Raw genomic sequence first — 16026 nt, forward strand, 5'->3', positions numbered from 1 at the left:
CGCTTGGCCTTGGCCTGCTTGATCGCCGGCACTGTGGGAGCCACGCTGGTGCTGATGGCCGAGCTGCGGCAGGTGCCGCGCGCGGTGCTGGCCCTGCATCCGGTGTTCAGCCTGATCGGGCTGGCGATGATGCGCCTGGGCTATCGCATGCTCTATGAGCACATGCGCGGCCGCATCAGCGGCACGGCGCTTGAATCGCAGCGCGTGCTGGTGCTGGGCGCTGGGCAGGCGGCACGGCTGCTGGTGGCGGGCATCCAGCACCAGGGCTGGGTGGTGGTCGGGCTGCTGGATGACGACCCCGCCAAGCGTGGCCTGCGCATCGGCGGCATCCCTGTCCTGGGTACGCTGGATGATCTGCAGCGTCTGTCGGCCTTGCACGGCATCACGCAAGTGATCGTTGCGATGCCCTCGGTGCAGGGCGCACGGCGCCGCCGTGCCTTCGACCTGGCTGCTGAAACTGGCCTGCATGTGCTGACTGTGCCCAGCAGCGCCGAGTTGCTGTCGGGCCGCCGCCCCGAGCAGCTGCGCGATATCGAGCCTGAGGATCTGCTGGGACGCGAATCCGTGCAGCTGGACGAGGCTGGTATCAGCGAGGTCATTGGCGGCAAGGTGGTGCTGATCACCGGCGCCGGGGGCAGCATCGGCAGCGAGCTGTGCCGCCAGGTGGCGCGCTTCGGGCCGCAGCGCCTGGTGCTTTATGAGCAGTCTGAGCTTGCGCTCTACACCATCGAGCAGGAGTTGTCCGGGCGCTTCCCGCACATCCCGCTGCTGCGTCTGATTGGCGATGTGAAGGACTTGGCGCATCTGCGGCACACCTTCGCCCGCCACCGGCCGCAGATCGTCTTCCACGCCGCGGCCTACAAGCATGTGCCGCTGATGGAAGAAGAGAACGCCTGGGCTGCGCTGCGCAACAACACGCTGGGGACGTATCACGCGGCACTGGCGGCGGCGGAGTCCGGCGCCGAGCGCTTCGTGCTGATCAGCACCGACAAGGCGGTGAACCCGACCAATGTGATGGGTGCCACCAAGCGCGCGGCCGAACTGGTGATCAGCCGTATGGCCGGGTTACACGCAGACACCCGCTTCATGGCAGTGCGCTTCGGCAATGTGCTGGGCTCCAGCGGCAGCGTGATTCCCAAGTTCAAGGAACAGATCGCCAAGGGTGGGCCGGTCACGGTGACACACCCGGAAATCACCCGCTACTTCATGACCATTCCCGAGGCGGCACGTTTGGTCGTGCAAGCCGCCGCCATCGGTGAAAGCGGGCGGGTCTATGTGCTGGACATGGGCGAGCCCGTGCGGATTCTGGACTTGGCGCGGGACATGATCCGTCTATCCGGTCACAGTCTGGAAGACATCCGCATTGATTTCAGCGGCTTGCGGCCGGGCGAAAAGCTCTACGAAGAGCTCTTGGCCGAGAGCGATACGACCCTGCCGACTGCCATTGCGCAGCTGAGCATCGCCCGGCTCAATGATGCGGAGGCTGCGGGGCGCGTCCTGGACTGGCTGGAGCCCATCTGTGCGCGGGGCAGTGCGCTGAGCGACGACGATGTGCGGCAGGCTCTTGCGCAGCTGGTGAAGGAGTTCGCTCCCGCGGTCAGGCCGGCCGGACACTGAGGATGTGTCCGGGGCCTAGACGGCCTGCCGCTCGCCGGGGTAGAGAAGCGTTCAATCGTTTAAGAAGAACCAGATGTCAGCAGATCCACAAGCACTCTTCGTTCAAGCCGGTGCCTACCTGGAGCAGGGCCAGCTGCAGCAGGCAGAGCGGCTCTATAGGCAAGTCCTGCAACATCAGCCGCGGCATGCAGAGGCGCTGCACATGCTGGGTGCAGTCGCGCTGCAGTCGGGTCATGCGAAGCAGGCGCTCGAATTCATCGACGCGGCAATTGCGATTGGGGCGACCGCCGGCATGCACTTCAATGCAGGGATTGCGTGCCAGGCCGTTGGAGAACTGGATCAAGGCCTGGCCCACATGCTGCGCGCAGCCGAGCTGGCGCCAGATTGGGCTGATGCGCTCAACAACGCGGGTGTTGGCTTGATGGAGTGCGGCCGAGCCGAAGAAGCCCTGGTCTTCTTCGAGCGCGCCATGAGACAGGACCCGGCCAATCGGGAGGCTTCGTCCAACTACCTGATGACGACGCTGTATCAGCCCGGAGCTTCGCAGCGGTGGATCGCGGACCGGCACTTCGAGGTGGGTCAGCGCTATGCACTCAACTCGGGCGATGCTTCACGGCCCGTGGCGTCGCTGGCGCGTTCGAACACAGCCCGGTTTCGGGTCGGCTTTGTATCTGGTGACCTGCGCATGCACCCCGTCGGCCTGATGCTGAAGCGCTTGCTCAAGCCACTTGCCAAGTGCGAGGTTGACCTGTTCTTGTATTCCAACAACAGCCGAGACGACGAGTTGACGGCTGAGCTCGCGAGCGGCGGGACAACCTGGCGCCCGGTTCGCTGCATGTCCGACCGGCAGGCAGCGGACTTGATTCGCAGCGATTCAGTCGATGTGCTGGTTGATCTGAGCGGGCACACAGCGCACAACCGGCTGGGCGTGTTCGCATTGAGACCTGCGCCCGTACAGGTTTCATGGCTCGGCTATGGCGCGACGACCGGCTTGCCGATGATGGACTATGTGCTGGTGGATCCGTACTGTGCAGAGGCTGCAGATCAAGAGTTCTACAGTGAGCGCCTCGCCTTCCTGCCAGCGACAAGGCTGCTATTTCCGCCCCCGGCTCATAGTCCTGATTTAACCCCTCCACCGTCAGCGCAAGCGGGCTGCGTCACCTTCGGTTGCTTCAACAACGTCGTGAAGCTGAATGCTGATGTAGCCCGGGCGTGGGCGGAGATTCTCCGCGCGCTGCCGTCAGCCCGGCTCTTGCTGAAGGGTCGCCAGTATCACCACGGCTCCTGCCAGCGCTACGTTGCACAGCTCTTGGCCGAAGCGGGCGTTGATCTGGCGCGAGTCCTGATCGAAGGCTATCACTCGTACGCTGACTATCTGCAGGCCTTTGCTCGTGTCGACATCGCCTTGGACCCCTTTCCATTTCCAGGCGGAGCCACCAGCCTGGACGGGCTCTGGATGGGCGTGCCCGTGCTGACCCAGCGCGGCAAGGGCATGATCGCTCGGCAGGGGGAGTCATTCCTGAAGAATGTCGGGCTCGACAACTGGATTGCTACGGACACGCTGGATTACGTGGCCAAAGCAGTCGCCTATGCGAAGCAGCCGGAAACGCTTGTTGCGCTGCGATCGACGCTTCGTGAGCGCCTCGCATCGTCGCCGCTGTGCCGAGCAGAAACCTTTGCTGCGGATCTCGCCAATCTTCTGCGGGGGCTTGGGCGCTCTGCGTGATGTCCGCAGGCGGTGCGTGCGTCTGTTTTTTCCGGGTCAGGGCCAGTTTGGACCAGGGTGATTAAAAGGGCAGAACAAGTCGTGTAAGGACTTCGAGCGCCTCAACTCGCTGAGCAGGGACTCCCGCCTTCCGCTTCTCGTGCAGAGGCTCGCCGGACTTGGCATGGCACGATGTGTGGTTTTGACAACAAAAGTATTGCGCTTGGGGGAAAGTCCCTGCATCTGTTGCCCAGTGGACCACCAAAGCTCTGATAAGCTTTCCGCATCCCACGGGCGCTACACCACATTCAAGTTGAAAGTTGGCAGCGTGAAAGGGAGGTTTGTGCGTAGCATCAATCAGCTCCGTACAACCGAAGTTGGCAGCTGCTTCGGTTGTGTGGGTCAGATTGACACTCAGAAGTGCGCATGCATAGAATGAGTGAGCGTACTCGTGCTGTACGCTTGATTCGCGAGTCAAGGCGTTCATGTTCCAACAAATTTGTGGAGTGCTTTTAATGAAGAAATTTAAACTCAACGCAGTGGCTGCGATCGCGGCTTCCGTTGCGGCTTCCGGCGCATTTGCCCAGGTCAACATCGATGCGACCACGCCGGCACCCGTCACGGTTGCTAACGAAATCATCGCTACGGCTGCCGCTCCGGTCACTCTGACCAATTTGGCCAACGCGCTGGACATCGTGTCGACCGTCGGTTACGCCCTGTCCAACGGTGAAGTCCGTTACGTCCGCGTTGAGCTGGCCAACGGTGTGTTCACCGCTGCATCCGCAACGACGAACGCGGTCAATGCTTCGATCGGCGCCATCAACGGTGTCGGCACCAGCGTTGTCTACTTCTCGATCACTGCTGGTGTGGGCGGCATTGCTGCCAACAACACGCTGACGATCGCGGGTACCCGCAGCATCTCCGGCACGGCCTCGAACATGACCGTGAGCTACTCGGTCTATGACCAGCCTTCGCAAGCGCAAGCTGGCGGCGTGACTGGCCGTATCGTGAACAAGGAAAACAAGGCTTACATCAGCTTTGCAAAGAGCCATCGCACTGTTGTGACGACGGACTCGGCTATTGCTGACGTGGAGGCATCGCCCGCGTTCACCGCCTTCAAGTCTGGTCAGACCTCTGGCTCGACGGTTCGTGCACGTCTGGCCTCGATCGACTACAAGCTGGCTGCTACAGTGCCGGTCAAGGCTGACGGCAACGCCGTGGCCCTGTCTGACCTGATGGCTACTGGCGCCACCGGTACCAAGCTGGCGATCACTGGTGACTTCAGCGGTGCTGCCAACTCGAACGGCTCCTACACCGGCGCCGCTCTGAGCCGCGTTTATCTGTCGGCTAACGCGACTTGCGTGGGCGTCACTGTGCCTGCTGACGCAGTCACTGCTGGTACAGCAACATTCAACGTGGGCGCCACCGCCACGACCGGCAACCCGCACCTGTGCTACGAGCCTCGCCAGACTGCCCCGGCAACGCTGACGATCGCTGCGTCGACCTACTCGGCTGATCTGACTGCTGTCTCGGCAACGCCTGCAACCTACGCTGTGGCCAACACGGCTTCGGGTCAAGTGAGCGAGATCACCCGTAACGGTACTGAACTGCAGGCTCCGCTGTTCCAGACGACTCCGGGCTTTGTCTCGCGCTTCGTGCTGACCAACACCGGTTCGGCTGCTGCTCCGTTCACCGTGTCGATTCGTGCTGAAGACGGCAACACCGTGACCCTGGGCTCTGTTGTTAGCGGCTCGATCCCGGCAGGCAAGCAACTGGTGATCCCGGCAACCGACCTGGCTGCTTCGTTCACCGGCTCGCCGCGCGGCTTCGCAGTGTTCACGGTTGCCCGTCCGAACGCTACGATCCAAGGCGTGTACCAGATCGTGAACCAGACTTCGGGTGCTGTCAGCAACTCGAACATGGTCCGTCCGGGAACCAACTAATCACTGCTTCGCAGTGGTTGAAGGAGAGGGCTTCGGCCCTCTCTTTTTTTGCCTGTCAGCAATGTGCTGGGAGCGCAATACAATGACCAGCCGCAGCGCTGGTCTTTTTCTTGGCACGATTTATTGAGCACCTGTTGCTGCACGCGCCCACGAATCCTTCAACCCGTCTCAAGCAAGACCATGCCCTTCAAGCGATTTGCCAGTTCCAACCGACCGAATGCGGGACATTCGGGCTTCACGCTCCTCGAGATGCTCGTGGTGCTGGTGATCATCGGATTGCTGGCTGGATTGGTGGGGCCGCGCTTGTTCTCCAAGGTCGACCAGTCCAAGGTCACGACTGCGCAGACGCAGGTGAAGATGCTTCGCGGTGCCCTTGAGAATGTCCGCCTGGACATCGGGCGCCTGCCGACACCTGATGAGGGCTTGAGCCTGCTGTCCAAGGCGCCAGCGGATGCTGCATTGGCTCCCAGATGGAGGGGGCCGTACCTGGATGACAGCGTCCCACTCGATCCCTGGGGGCAACCGTATCAGTACGCTATTCCTGGTGCTGACGGGCAGGCGTTCGCCTTGTTCTCTTTCGGTTCTGATGGCAAACGTGGCGGTGAAGGCGACGCACGCGACATCGGGGTGCTGCCCGCGCAATGAAGGTCGCAGCGTCCGCTGTTAGAGGCTTCACGCTGCTTGAGTTGCTGGTTGTACTGGCGCTGGTGGCGATGTCTGCTGCGCTTGTCGGTCCGCAGATGTACCGCTGGATTGAGCGCAGTGAAGAACGCGCTTGGCAGAGCGAGCTGAGGGCTCATCTTCAGGCGCTGCCCTTGCAAGCCTTTGAGACCGGCGCCCGACTGGTTGTCGACGCTGTTCAGCTCAGGCGCAGCGTGCCTTCCCTGCCGTCTACCGTGGACATCGTTCTTGTCAAACCCATCGTCTACTCATCGACGGGCGCTGCATCTGGAGGGCAGGTGGAGTTGCGCTTCAAGGGGGGGCGCAGCGAGGTTTGGGGCATTGCCCCACTCACTGGGATCGTTTCGGTTGCTCGCGCGGCCGAGGGATGAGTGACCTGAGCGCCATGCATGCATCGCAGGCGAAGACGCGCCGCCCTTTGATTGCTAGCGCAGGCTTGACCTTGCTCGAGGTCATCGTCGCGCTGGTTCTCCTGTCGACGACGGGTGTGGCACTCATTTCATGGATGAGTCACAACCTGCGCACGGCCAATCAGCTGCAAGTCCTGGCCGCGCAGGCGCGCTTGGAGCAGGATGCGATGGGCTTGCTTGCATCCATCGATCCTTCGGTCGACGGTGAAGCGGAGTTCAACAATCTCCGGCTTGAATGGCGCACAAGTCCATTCAAGGCCACAGTTCCGAACCGGGCGTTTGATGGTGTTTCAGCTGGCGCGTGGCGGGTTGGGGTCTATCTGTTGCGGGTTCGCGCCCGTGATGCTGCGACCGGCGCGCAGATCAGCTTCGAAGTTCTTCGATCGCATAGCCGAGGCGTGTGATGTCCCGCAATGCGCCAGGTGCTGAGCAAGGATTGACGCTGCTGGAAGTTCTGGTCGCGCTGGTGATCACGAGCTTCGTGGTCACTCTGCTGGGCCAGATGCTGCAACAGGCGATGCGAATCGAGCAGTCGCTGGATGCCGGACGCTTTGAGCAGGGCGTGCTGCGCTTGCGGGCCGGCATGCTGCGCGAAGCCATCCGAGGGGCTCTGCCGGTTCGCAGTGGGTCCGGAGGGCAGCCATTTGAGGGCTCGGCGCAAATGCTCAGACTGCAGACGTCGGCGTCCCCCTTTGCGTCCACGGGCGAATTCGGTGCTCTTGAATTCGGCATTCGCTACGACAAGGCTTCTGATCGTTCGGCACTCTATGTCCGCCCACTTGATATGGACGGAAAGCCGCCGGCTGATTCGTCCGCAGTGACGCTGTTCGACTGGCCGGGCCGGGCGGGCAGCTTTCAGTACCTCGACCACCTGGCGCAATGGCATGTCGAGTGGAGTCAAGCGCCGGCCTCGGAGCGGCGAGTCCTGCCGACAGTCGTCGCTGTCGAAACCGGGATGGCGGAGTGGCCTCGCCTGATCGTGCAGATTGACGCCTCAGCCATGCCCCCGCCGGTCTTGAAGGAACTGGAGCGGCTATGACCCGTCGCCAGCGCCGGAGCAGCCCGCGAGCCGTGATGCCGCGCCACATGCGGGGCTACATACTCGTCATGGCGCTCGCCGCATTGACCGTGCTTGCTTTGGTCGGCGCAAGCTTCGGCTCGCGCATGGACGGGGAGCGAGCGCGGGTCAGTTCCTTCATGCGGGAGGTCTCGGCCGAGCGTTCGATGCAAAGCGCCTTCGCTCTGGCGAACTATTGGTTGAGTACGGCAGGGATCAATGCGAATGGTGTTGGCGACGGCCTGGCCGCACAGTGGGTTGCAGACGGGCGCTGGTACCGGCTGTCGCCTGACGTCTGGGCCAGTCTTCAGGATGAGCGCGGTTTGCTGAGTGTGAATCAGCCATCTGCGAAGCAGTTTCGCCAGTTGCTGCTGAACGAGGGCATGGCCGCAGAGAAGGTCGACCGCTTGATTGATGTCCTCGCTGACTACATCGATACCGATGATCTCCGGCGGCTGAATGGGGCTGAACGTCCACAGTATCTTGAGGCGGGGCTGCTTGGCCCGCGCAATGACATGCTGCGCTCGTCCGGTGAGTTGTGCCAGCTTCCTGCCTGGCTTGATGTGATCGAGCTCTGCGAACGTCTGCTGCCCGTGCTGAGCACCCGCGTCTCGCCCCTGTGGAATCCGAACACCGCACCGCGCAAGGTCTTGGCGGCCCTGGTGCCAGGCGCGGCGCCCGAGCAGCTTCAGTTGTTTGAAACGCTCAGGGTGACTGCGCCTTTCGCAGATGGCGCGGCGGCCACGGCGCGAACTGGTCTCTCGCTCGATGCTGACTCGTTCATGTTCCACTCTGGCGATGAGTACCGCCTGACGCTCTGGGTTCAAGGCCAGCCGAGAGCGCGTGAGTACAATCTGCGCGTTTTGCCCGGAGGGTTGCAAGCGCCTTGGCAAGTCATCCGTTCCCGGGCAGTGCCGAAGCCCACAGCCGTGAACCTTTCAGGACCCGCGTTTGAACCTCTCTACTTTTCGCTCAGCGCTTCGAGCGACAACAAATGACAGCTGGCTTGGCCGCGCGGGCTTGAACCTCGCCGGCCGTGCGGGCCTGGGGCGTCGTCGCGTGGTCGTGGCGCGCAGCCTTCTCCGGGTGCGGCATTTCGACTTGTCTGGCGGCATTTCCGTGCAGGATCGGCCTGCAGCCTTGCGTGCTCAGGCGCTTGCCTGGCAGCCGTTTGAAGATGCGACCCTGCGCTTTGGCCTGAAAGGCGGGCAGGGCATCTGTTTCGGCTGGGATGCGGTTCAGGCTTCCGCCGCCGCTGCGCAGGCAGGTCTTTCTGCAGACGACATCGAGTGGGTGCCAGAGTCCGCGCTCCTGCTTCCGCCCGAGGGTGATGGCTGCCGCCTTGTCAGTCTGCGTGAGGGTTATGAGGGGCAGGTCTGGCAGCAGGGCATGCTGCTTTCCAGTCGCTGGTGGCCGGAGCCGCCTTCCGAGGTGGAGTGGAGCAATTTCATCCGACTGACGCCGGGACCGGCTGGCGACAGCCCGCCTGCGGTGGCACCAGTTCCTGAAGGCAAGCGACCTTGGATTGAGCTGCGTAGTCCGGACCAGTCTCAGGATTCGGTGGCAAGGCTGGAAAGGTTGATTGTCTTCGGCGGCGGCTTGCTCCTGGTCGGGCTCACCGTTCCAGTCGTGCACGAAGCCTGGAGCCTGCACAGCGCGGTGCGTCAGGCGGAGGAGCAAGTCGAGACATTGTCTGCAGCTGCCAGCTCCGTTGCGCGTCTTCGTACTGAGGCCATGCAGCTCAACAGCTCCACCGCTGATCTGGTCCGTGGCCTGCGTACGCAGTCCCCGCTGCTGGTCATGAAGGAACTGAGCGAGGTTCTGCCCAAGGAAGGGGTCGTGCTCAAGGAGTTTGATCAGGAGGGTGACAAGCTCAAGCTGACAGTTGAGCTTGCGCCCGGGCTGTCTCGCAGCGCGCTCGTGGAGCGCCTTCAGTCAACAGGCGTCTTCGGCAGCATCGTTGAGCAGCGAGCACAGTTGCAGGCAAACTGGGTTGCTTACACGATGCGCGTCAATCCAGTGGTGCTTGTCCCACCATCACAGGCGTCAGCGCCGGCCTCCGATGCGCCGCGCAAAGCGGGGGCCACATGAACGCACTGCAAGAGATGCTGCGAGATGCACGCGAGCAGTGGCAAACCAATGCACGGCTGAGGCTGGCCTGCCTGGCGGTGCTGGCGATCCTGTGGGGCTACGGCCTCTTGCTGCTGTCTGATCAGACGCCATCTCAATTGGCCAAGCTGGCCGATCTGCGCCGGCAGACGCTGGAGTTGCGGAGCCTGCAAGATGCAGCACAGTGGGAGGCCCGGCTGGGTCAAGCCATGGAACAGTCGAAGGCGGCCAAGGCCCTCACCTGGGTCGAAACTCGTCCTGGTCTGGCACAGGCAGAGGTTCAGGACTGGCTTCGTGCATCAGCAGGCAAGGCCGGCTTGGCGGTGCGTGACCTGAGCGTCGCTGTGGCCAGCAATGAGGCCGCTGCCGTCGGATCAAGCCAGACGGAGAAGACCACAGGCGTGATTGCCCTCAGGCTTTCCGCCGACTTCACGCCGCTCGCCTTGAGTTCCTTGCTGTTTGAGCTCGGTCAGGTTGAACGAGGCCTGAGTGTTCGTCGGCTGCAGCTGAAGACATGGACGACGCCGCAGCAGGCGGAGATCGACGTGCAGGTGCGCGTCTCCAGTCCTTCGGAGAAGCCATGAGCAAGCCGACGATGATGGGCCGCTGGCTGCTGGCAGCAGGCGCGATGAGCGTGGTACTCTGGTTTGGCGTGCCTGTTGAAGGCCTACCCGAGGTGGTAAGTGCCAAGGCGCGTGACCCTTGGAGCGCCGAGCCCCTGCCGCGTTGGAATGTCCCCGTGTCGACGCCAGTTCTGGTTGCAGGCGCGCCGTTTTGGGGCAAGCAGGCGGCGACACAGGCTGAAGCCGCTGCAGGTCCGCCGCCGGACATGCGCTGGCGGCTTGCCGGTGTCGTCGGCCCCCCGGATGCTCGGCGGGCCCTGGTTGTCTTTGCAGACCCCAGCAAGCCGCAGCAGTTCTTCAAAGTCGGGGACAGGTTGCCGGGTGACTTCCGGATTACCCGCATCGACGAACGTCATGTTTGCGTCGAAGTCCGCAAACGACAGTACACATTGGCGCTAGAGCGCGCTGAGACGGCACCTTGAGTGCCGCACAGGAACCCAACAGATGAAAACGCCGACTCCGACGACGCCGACGATGCTGGCGCTGGCCTGTAGCCTCAGAGGCTGGATTGCAGGCACCAGCACGCTGGCGCTCACCGCTTGCATGTCCGTGCCGCAGGGCCCCGTCGTTCCCGCTCCGATGGTGTCTCCGGTGGCCGCATCTTCACCCTTGACCACGGTCAGCGCCGGCCAAGGCGAGGCGGGGCTGCGCGTGCAGACCATCGCTGCACCGCCAGCGCCGGTATCGCGCGCACGTGGCGATGCGGGCCCCGCCGCGGTGACTCCGGGCATTGATGCCAAGGCGGTGTCGGCCATCAATCTGGAGCAAATTGCGCTGGGCTCATTCGCCCAGATCGTCTTTGCCGAGGTGCTCAAAAAGAACGTCAGTGTCGACTCGCGCGTGCTTGCCCGGCGAGATCTGGTCACGTTCCGGACGGGCGGGGCGCAGACGGCCGAGCAGATCGAATCGGCCGTCAAGTTGCTGCTCAAGACCTATGGTGTCTCGGCGCTCGACACGGGTGGTCTGATCCGGGTGGTGCCTGATGATGCGAGTGCCGCCGTGTTTCCAGAGATTCGTCGCGGCTCGGCCAACCCGGAGACGCCCGCGTCGCTGCGCCCGATCTTCCACCTGGTTGAACTGCAGGCGGTTCGCCCAGCCGAGGTCTCCATCTGGCTGCGCACGGTCTTTGGTGAGCGCGTGAAGACCCAGGAGGACCCTTCGCGCAACGCGCTGCTGGTCAGCGGCAATACGGACAACGTCACTGCGGCCTTGGAGGCGATCCGCGTCCTTGATCAACCCGTCATGGCGGGACGCGGCAGCTTGGCGCTGACGCCCAGCTACTGGTCTGCCGATGACTTGGCGAGGCGTCTTTACGATGTGCTGTCCGCCGAAGGCTATGTGGTGCAGCCCGTGGGGACGAACCTCGGCTCCGGCACGCGCTCGCCCATCATCTTGCTGCCCGTCACGGCGCTGAACTCGGTGTTCGTGTTCGCCAACTCCGAAGCGCTACTGAGTCACATCAAGGGCTGGGCTGTGCGGCTGGATCGCCCCAACGAACGTGGCATTGGCCGCAACTTCTTCACCTATGCCGTCAAGCATAAAGACGCATCGGACTTGGCGAAGACCCTGGAACAACTGCTGACGGGTGTCCGCACGACTGCTGCGCCGCAAGGGCAGGCGGGTGGGGCGCCTGCTGCGCGCGGCAGTTCGGTGGTGGTGGATGCCTCCTCCAATATGCTGATCTTTCAGGCCAATCCTGAGGAGTACTCGCAGTTGACGGCCTTGCTGCAGAGCCTGGACAAGCCCGCCAAGAGTGCGCTCATCGAGGTGACGGTGGCCGAGCTGTCGGTGGACAACAATTCCCAGCTGGGCGTTGAATGGTTCTTCAACCAGGCGACGGCGGGCGGCTCCACGGCAACTGGCGGAACGCTCGGCGGCCTCGCGATCGGAAGCTCGGGGTTCACCTACAAGGTAGTCGGGTCGGCTGGCGGCTCGCCACGACTCTTGTTGAACGCGCTGGCCGCCGACAACCGTGCGACCATTTTGTCCAGCCCTCGCATCAGCGCGCGTAACGGGGAAACTGCGGTGATCCAGGTCGGGCAGGAGGTGCCGATCATCACCAGCCAGCAGTCCGGCTCCGTTGGCGCGAACAACGGCGCGCTCAGTGTGCTGCAGACCGTCCAGTACCGCAGCACCGGCGTGATTCTCAAGGTGAAGCCGGCCATCCACTCCGGCGACCAGATCGACCTGGACGTGACGCAGGAAGTCAGTGCGGCCCAGGCGACGACGACCGGTGTGAGCAGCTCGCCGACGATCGGTACGCGCAAGTTCGACACCAAGCTGACGCTTCGCAATGGGTCGACTGTGATGTTGGGCGGCCTGATCTCCGAGGAGTCGAGCGGCGGGAACGCCGGCATTCCTGGATTCAAGGACATGCCCTTGTTGGGCAACCTCTTCAGCAACCAGACGAAGAAGGGCCTGCGCCGCGAGCTGATCGTGCTGATCACGCCCTATGTGCTGAACAACCAGGGCGATGCTGAAGCCATCACCGATGCGTTCCGCAGGTCCCTGGGTTCATGGGCCGGCACAGCGACGCCTTCACCGCGAGCCGCCGAGCCAGCGGCCTCTGCGGTCCCGGCTGCCCCAGCCAAATGAGGGCAGCCGTGAGTCAGAGCCTTTGCGAGGCGCAGCCATGATCGCGCAGCGGATCGGGCAGTTGCTGCTGGAGCGCCAACTGCTCAGTAGCGACGACCTGGACAAGGCGCTGGCGTTCCAGCAGCGGCATGGTGGCCGCCTGGGTGCGACCTTGGTCAAGATGGGCTTCGTCTCGGAGGGGTCGCTGTACGAGGCGCTCTCGACTCAGCTCGGCTATCCGCTTGTGGACGAAGGCCAGCTGAGTGCGGAGTCCATCAGGACCGCGATCGGGCTGCTGGACCACCGTCAGACATGGCTTGTGGCGCGTGGCGTTGTTCCATGGCTGGCGGACTCCGGTGCGGTGGCCATCGCTTGTGCCGACCCGCTCGACACCGAATTGCGTGAGTCTCTGACCGTCACCCGAGATGGCAGCCAGCTTGAGTGGCATTTGATGATGCCCTCGCTGGTTGAGCGCTGGACTGCGCGTCTTGTCGACGGCGAATCTGCCACGGGCCTGGACGCACAAGCCCTGCGCGAGCTGGCTGAGGATGCACCGGTCATCGCGTTCGTGAACAACGTGTTTGCGCAGGCGGTGGAGGCGCGGGCGTCGGACATCCATCTGGAGCCCGGCGCGCAGGACTTTGCGGTGCGCTTGCGCGTCGACGGCGTGCTGCACGATCGCATCTCTGCGCCGATGTCCCGCTACCCGGCGATTGCCTCGCGGATCAAGCTGATCGCGCATCTGGATATTGCTGAGCGGCGCCTGCCGCAGGACGGCCGCGTGAGCATTCGCGCAGCGGGGCAGGAGATGGACATTCGCGTGTCGTCCATCCCTGCTGTGCATGGTGAGTCGATCGTTTTGCGTCTGCTGCCCAAGCAGCGCAGCGATCTAGGCATGGAACGCCTGGGGATGTCGGCGGCACAGCTCGTCGTCTTCCGGCGCTGGCTGGGCTGGCCCAACGGGCTGATCCTTGTCACTGGGCCGACCGGGTCGGGCAAGAGCACGACCCTTTACTCGGCACTGGCGTCCATCAATGACGCGACCCGCAAGATCATTACGGTGGAAGACCCGGTCGAGTTCCGTTTGCAGAACGTCGTGCAGATCCAGACTCAGAGCGAGATCGGCTACACCTTCGCCCGCGCGCTGCGTTCAATTTTGCGCCACGACCCCGACATCATCATGGTGGGTGAGATTCGGGACCGGGAAACGGCAGAGATTGCGATCCAGGCCGCATTGACGGGGCACTTGGTGCTGGCGACGCTGCACACGAATGACGCGATGTCGGCGATCACCCGCTTGACCGATATGGGTGTCGAGCCCTTCCTCGTTGCCGCAGCGCTGAGGGCCACCATGGCCCAGCGTCTGGTGCGGCGTCTGTGCCCGGCTTGTGTTCAGCCCGGTGAAGAGCCCGTGCTGGCCAAGAGCGCGTTGGCACGCTTGCGCGCAGCGGACCCTGATGCGCCCGAACTCGCTCAGCCCCGCTGGTCGCATGCGGGCAGCTGTTCAGCTTGCGGGGGGACCGGATTCAAGGGACGCCTCGGTATCTACGAACTGGTGAGCGTGGGCGAGGCGCTGCAGCACGGCATTTCATCAGGCTGGCCGCTGTCCCAGTTGATCGCGCAAGCCGATGCCGATGGGCGACAGAGTCTGCTTGATGATGGCCTGCGCAAGGCAGCGGCAGGTGCGACGACCTACGACGAGGTGCTGCGTTCAGCCGGTGTCACGGGCGATGAGTGACGGATGAAGCGCCATGGCTGATGAACTGACCTTTCGCTACCGCGCGCTTGACTCGACCGGGGCCGAGCGCCGTGAGGTGATCGCTGCGCAGTCAGAGGCCGCTGCGGCGCGAGCCTTGCTGGAAATGGGGCTCACGCCGCTCGAGCTCACGCCGCTGCAGACGCGTGGCCGCACCTTGCGTCGCAAAGGCAACATCAAACTGGCGGACCGCATCGTTCTGCTGCGCGAGCTCTCGACCTTGCTGAAGGCGGGAATTTCGGTCAACGAGGCCTTGCCCTCGCTCGAGTCCGCCTACCGTGAACAGGCGCTGGGCCTGCCCTTGGCGCGTCTGACCCAAGACGTGCGAGCGGGCAGGCCCCTGGCGCAGGCCATTGCCGACTGTGGGCTGGGTCTGCCGGACTATGCGCGCGCGATGCTTGAGGCTGGCGATGCTGGGGGCAAGGTGGCCCAGGCCTGTGCTGATGCCGCAGCGCAGATGGAGCATGAACAGCGCATTGCGTCCGAGCTGCGTGCCGCGCTGACTTACCCCTTGATCCTGGTGAGCGCCGGCACCTTGGCCGTGCTGATCATCTTCATCGGCGTCGTGCCACGCTTTGCCAGCATTCTGCGCAACCCCAGGGCGGAGGTTCCATTGCTGTCGCGCTGGATCATCGAAGCTGGCGTGTTTCTGCAGCAGCACTGGTTGAACTTCGGTCTGGTGGTTCTGGCCGCACTGCTGCTGCTGTTGGCACTGCTGCGCAATCCTCAGGTGCGGGCTCGCTTCAAGGAGTGGATGGCCCGGCTTCCCTTGCTCGGCCCCTGGCTCATCGAGACCGAGACCGGGCGGTGGGCAAGCCTGCTGGGCTCGCTGCTCAGCAACCGGGTGCCGATCGTGCCGGCTTTGCGGCTGTCAGCGAGCGTGCTCGGGCTGGGGCGATTGCGGGCTGTGCTGGGGCAGGCGACCACGGAAATCGAGCGAGGCAAGATGCTGTCCGAGGTGCTGGCGCGCGAATCCTGGTTTCCAGCAACTCGCCTCAACCTGATCCGTGTCGGTGAGCGCAGCGGCGAGCTGCCCCGCATGCTCCTGACGCTGGGCGAAATCCAGACCGAATCATCGCGTCAGCTGCAGAAAAGAGTCCTCTCGCTGATCGAGCCGCTTGCGATTCTGCTGATTGGCGCGGTCATCGGCGTCATCATGGTGGCTGTCATGATGGCCATCACCAGCCTCAACACCATGGCTGCGTGATGCAGCACCACCCGCGCCTGCCGATGCCGCAGGCCGCGGCGCTGGAGGGCTTGCGTGGCATGGCCGCGCTGATGGTGATCGCCAGCCATGCCAGCGGCCTTGGTTTGGATCTCATCCCTGGCCTGTCACTGACGGGCATAGGCAAGCAGGGTGTCTACCTGTTCTTTGCCCTGAGTGCCTTCTTGCTGACCTGGCAGTGGCTGGCCACCTGGCCTGCGCCCCGGCGGCCACCCAAACTCCCCCACTGATGGCCACCCCAAACTCCGCCACCTGAGTTGATCGGGGACAGGAGGTCAGAGCTGGCGCCGCCGGCACCTGTTGGCAGGACACATTGAACTGGGTCT

At 63.6% G+C, this 16026-nt stretch carries 15 protein-coding genes; all 15 read left to right on the forward strand.

What is annotated here, in order from left to right; all coding sequences use genetic code 11:
- Nucleotides 1-1617 (forward strand): polysaccharide biosynthesis protein (locus tag ACIQ67_RS15890; RefSeq protein WP_397535352.1); only part of this gene is annotated, 1617 nt, incomplete at its 5' end.
- 73 nt (nt 1618-1690) lie between these two features.
- The gene (locus tag ACIQ67_RS15895; protein WP_397535353.1) at nt 1691-3343 is read left to right on the forward strand and encodes a tetratricopeptide repeat protein; all 1653 of its coding nucleotides are present in this window, start codon (nt 1691-1693) and stop codon (nt 3341-3343) included.
- Between the two features lie 494 nt (nt 3344-3837).
- Nucleotides 3838-5265 carry a hypothetical protein gene (locus ACIQ67_RS15900; RefSeq protein WP_397535354.1) on the forward strand — a complete coding sequence of 476 codons (1428 nt, stop codon included), beginning with the start codon at nt 3838-3840 and terminating at the stop codon, nt 5263-5265.
- Nucleotides 5266-5445: 180 nt separating this feature from the next.
- Nucleotides 5446-5910 carry a type II secretion system major pseudopilin GspG gene (gene gspG / locus ACIQ67_RS15905; protein WP_397535355.1) on the forward strand — a complete coding sequence of 155 codons (465 nt, stop codon included), beginning with the start codon at nt 5446-5448 and terminating at the stop codon, nt 5908-5910.
- A complete protein-coding gene (locus ACIQ67_RS15910) occupies nt 5907-6317 on the forward strand; it encodes a prepilin-type N-terminal cleavage/methylation domain-containing protein (RefSeq protein ID WP_397535356.1) in 411 nt (136 codons plus the stop codon). The genes gspG and ACIQ67_RS15910 overlap by 4 nt, the downstream gene beginning before the upstream one ends.
- On the forward strand, nt 6314-6760 hold the full coding sequence (locus tag ACIQ67_RS15915) for a hypothetical protein (RefSeq protein ID WP_397535357.1): 447 nt from the start codon (nt 6314-6316) through the stop codon (nt 6758-6760). The genes ACIQ67_RS15910 and ACIQ67_RS15915 overlap by 4 nt, the downstream gene beginning before the upstream one ends.
- Nucleotides 6760-7395 carry a type II secretion system protein J gene (locus ACIQ67_RS15920; RefSeq protein WP_397535358.1) on the forward strand — a complete coding sequence of 212 codons (636 nt, stop codon included), beginning with the start codon at nt 6760-6762 and terminating at the stop codon, nt 7393-7395. Before ACIQ67_RS15915 ends, ACIQ67_RS15920 begins: the two co-directional genes overlap by 1 nt.
- A gap of 68 nt (nt 7396-7463) precedes the next feature.
- Nucleotides 7464-8411, forward strand: coding sequence for a hypothetical protein (locus ACIQ67_RS15925; protein ID WP_397535359.1), 948 nt, complete (start codon nt 7464-7466; stop codon nt 8409-8411).
- 22 nt (nt 8412-8433) lie between these two features.
- Nucleotides 8434-9504: a PilN domain-containing protein gene (locus ACIQ67_RS15930; RefSeq protein ID WP_397535360.1), complete on the forward strand. Its 1071-nt coding sequence runs from the start codon at nt 8434-8436 to the stop codon at nt 9502-9504.
- A complete protein-coding gene (locus ACIQ67_RS15935) occupies nt 9501-10106 on the forward strand; it encodes a hypothetical protein (protein ID WP_397535361.1) in 606 nt (201 codons plus the stop codon). Before ACIQ67_RS15930 ends, ACIQ67_RS15935 begins: the two co-directional genes overlap by 4 nt.
- On the forward strand, nt 10103-10567 hold the full coding sequence (locus ACIQ67_RS15940; protein ID WP_397535362.1) for a type II secretion system protein N: 465 nt from the start codon (nt 10103-10105) through the stop codon (nt 10565-10567). The genes ACIQ67_RS15935 and ACIQ67_RS15940 overlap by 4 nt, the downstream gene beginning before the upstream one ends.
- A 22-nt stretch (nt 10568-10589) precedes the next feature.
- Nucleotides 10590-12740 (forward strand): secretin N-terminal domain-containing protein, encoded by a 2151-nt coding sequence (locus ACIQ67_RS15945; RefSeq protein WP_397535363.1) that lies wholly within the window; start codon nt 10590-10592, stop codon nt 12738-12740.
- 37 nt (nt 12741-12777) lie between these two features.
- Entirely contained in the window at nt 12778-14457 is a 1680-nt protein-coding gene (locus tag ACIQ67_RS15950; protein WP_397535364.1) for a GspE/PulE family protein, read from the forward strand.
- Between the two features lie 13 nt (nt 14458-14470).
- Nucleotides 14471-15682 carry a type II secretion system F family protein gene (locus tag ACIQ67_RS15955; RefSeq protein ID WP_397535365.1) on the forward strand — a complete coding sequence of 404 codons (1212 nt, stop codon included), beginning with the start codon at nt 14471-14473 and terminating at the stop codon, nt 15680-15682.
- A complete protein-coding gene (locus tag ACIQ67_RS15960; RefSeq protein WP_397535366.1) occupies nt 15682-15930 on the forward strand; it encodes an acyltransferase family protein in 249 nt (82 codons plus the stop codon). Before ACIQ67_RS15955 ends, ACIQ67_RS15960 begins: the two co-directional genes overlap by 1 nt.
- Nucleotides 15931-16026 lie beyond the last annotated feature (96 nt).

It is taken from the genome of Roseateles sp. (assembly GCF_044373315.1).
In the GTDB taxonomy this organism is placed as follows: Bacteria; Pseudomonadota; Gammaproteobacteria; order Burkholderiales; family Burkholderiaceae_C; genus JACDQM01.

What these genes read in the sequence shown, in the direction of transcription:
- ACIQ67_RS15950 (WP_397535364.1), top strand. Translation starts at nt 12,778, where the DNA reads ATGATCGCGCAGCGGATCGGGCAGTTGCTGCTGGAGCGCCAACTGCTC.
- ACIQ67_RS15920 (WP_397535358.1), top strand. Translation starts at nt 6,760, where the DNA reads ATGTCCCGCAATGCGCCAGGTGCTGAGCAAGGATTGACGCTGCTGGAA.
- ACIQ67_RS15900 (WP_397535354.1), top strand. Translation starts at nt 3,838, where the DNA reads ATGAAGAAATTTAAACTCAACGCAGTGGCTGCGATCGCGGCTTCCGTT.
- ACIQ67_RS15955 (WP_397535365.1), top strand. Translation starts at nt 14,471, where the DNA reads ATGGCTGATGAACTGACCTTTCGCTACCGCGCGCTTGACTCGACCGGG.
- ACIQ67_RS15960 (WP_397535366.1), top strand. Translation starts at nt 15,682, where the DNA reads ATGCAGCACCACCCGCGCCTGCCGATGCCGCAGGCCGCGGCGCTGGAG.
- ACIQ67_RS15915 (WP_397535357.1), top strand. Translation starts at nt 6,314, where the DNA reads ATGAGTGACCTGAGCGCCATGCATGCATCGCAGGCGAAGACGCGCCGC.
- ACIQ67_RS15945 (WP_397535363.1), top strand. Translation starts at nt 10,590, where the DNA reads ATGAAAACGCCGACTCCGACGACGCCGACGATGCTGGCGCTGGCCTGT.
- gspG (WP_397535355.1), top strand. Translation starts at nt 5,446, where the DNA reads ATGCCCTTCAAGCGATTTGCCAGTTCCAACCGACCGAATGCGGGACAT.
- ACIQ67_RS15910 (WP_397535356.1), top strand. Translation starts at nt 5,907, where the DNA reads ATGAAGGTCGCAGCGTCCGCTGTTAGAGGCTTCACGCTGCTTGAGTTG.
- ACIQ67_RS15895 (WP_397535353.1), top strand. Translation starts at nt 1,691, where the DNA reads ATGTCAGCAGATCCACAAGCACTCTTCGTTCAAGCCGGTGCCTACCTG.
- ACIQ67_RS15940 (WP_397535362.1), top strand. Translation starts at nt 10,103, where the DNA reads ATGAGCAAGCCGACGATGATGGGCCGCTGGCTGCTGGCAGCAGGCGCG.
- ACIQ67_RS15925 (WP_397535359.1), top strand. Translation starts at nt 7,464, where the DNA reads ATGGCGCTCGCCGCATTGACCGTGCTTGCTTTGGTCGGCGCAAGCTTC.
- ACIQ67_RS15935 (WP_397535361.1), top strand. Translation starts at nt 9,501, where the DNA reads ATGAACGCACTGCAAGAGATGCTGCGAGATGCACGCGAGCAGTGGCAA.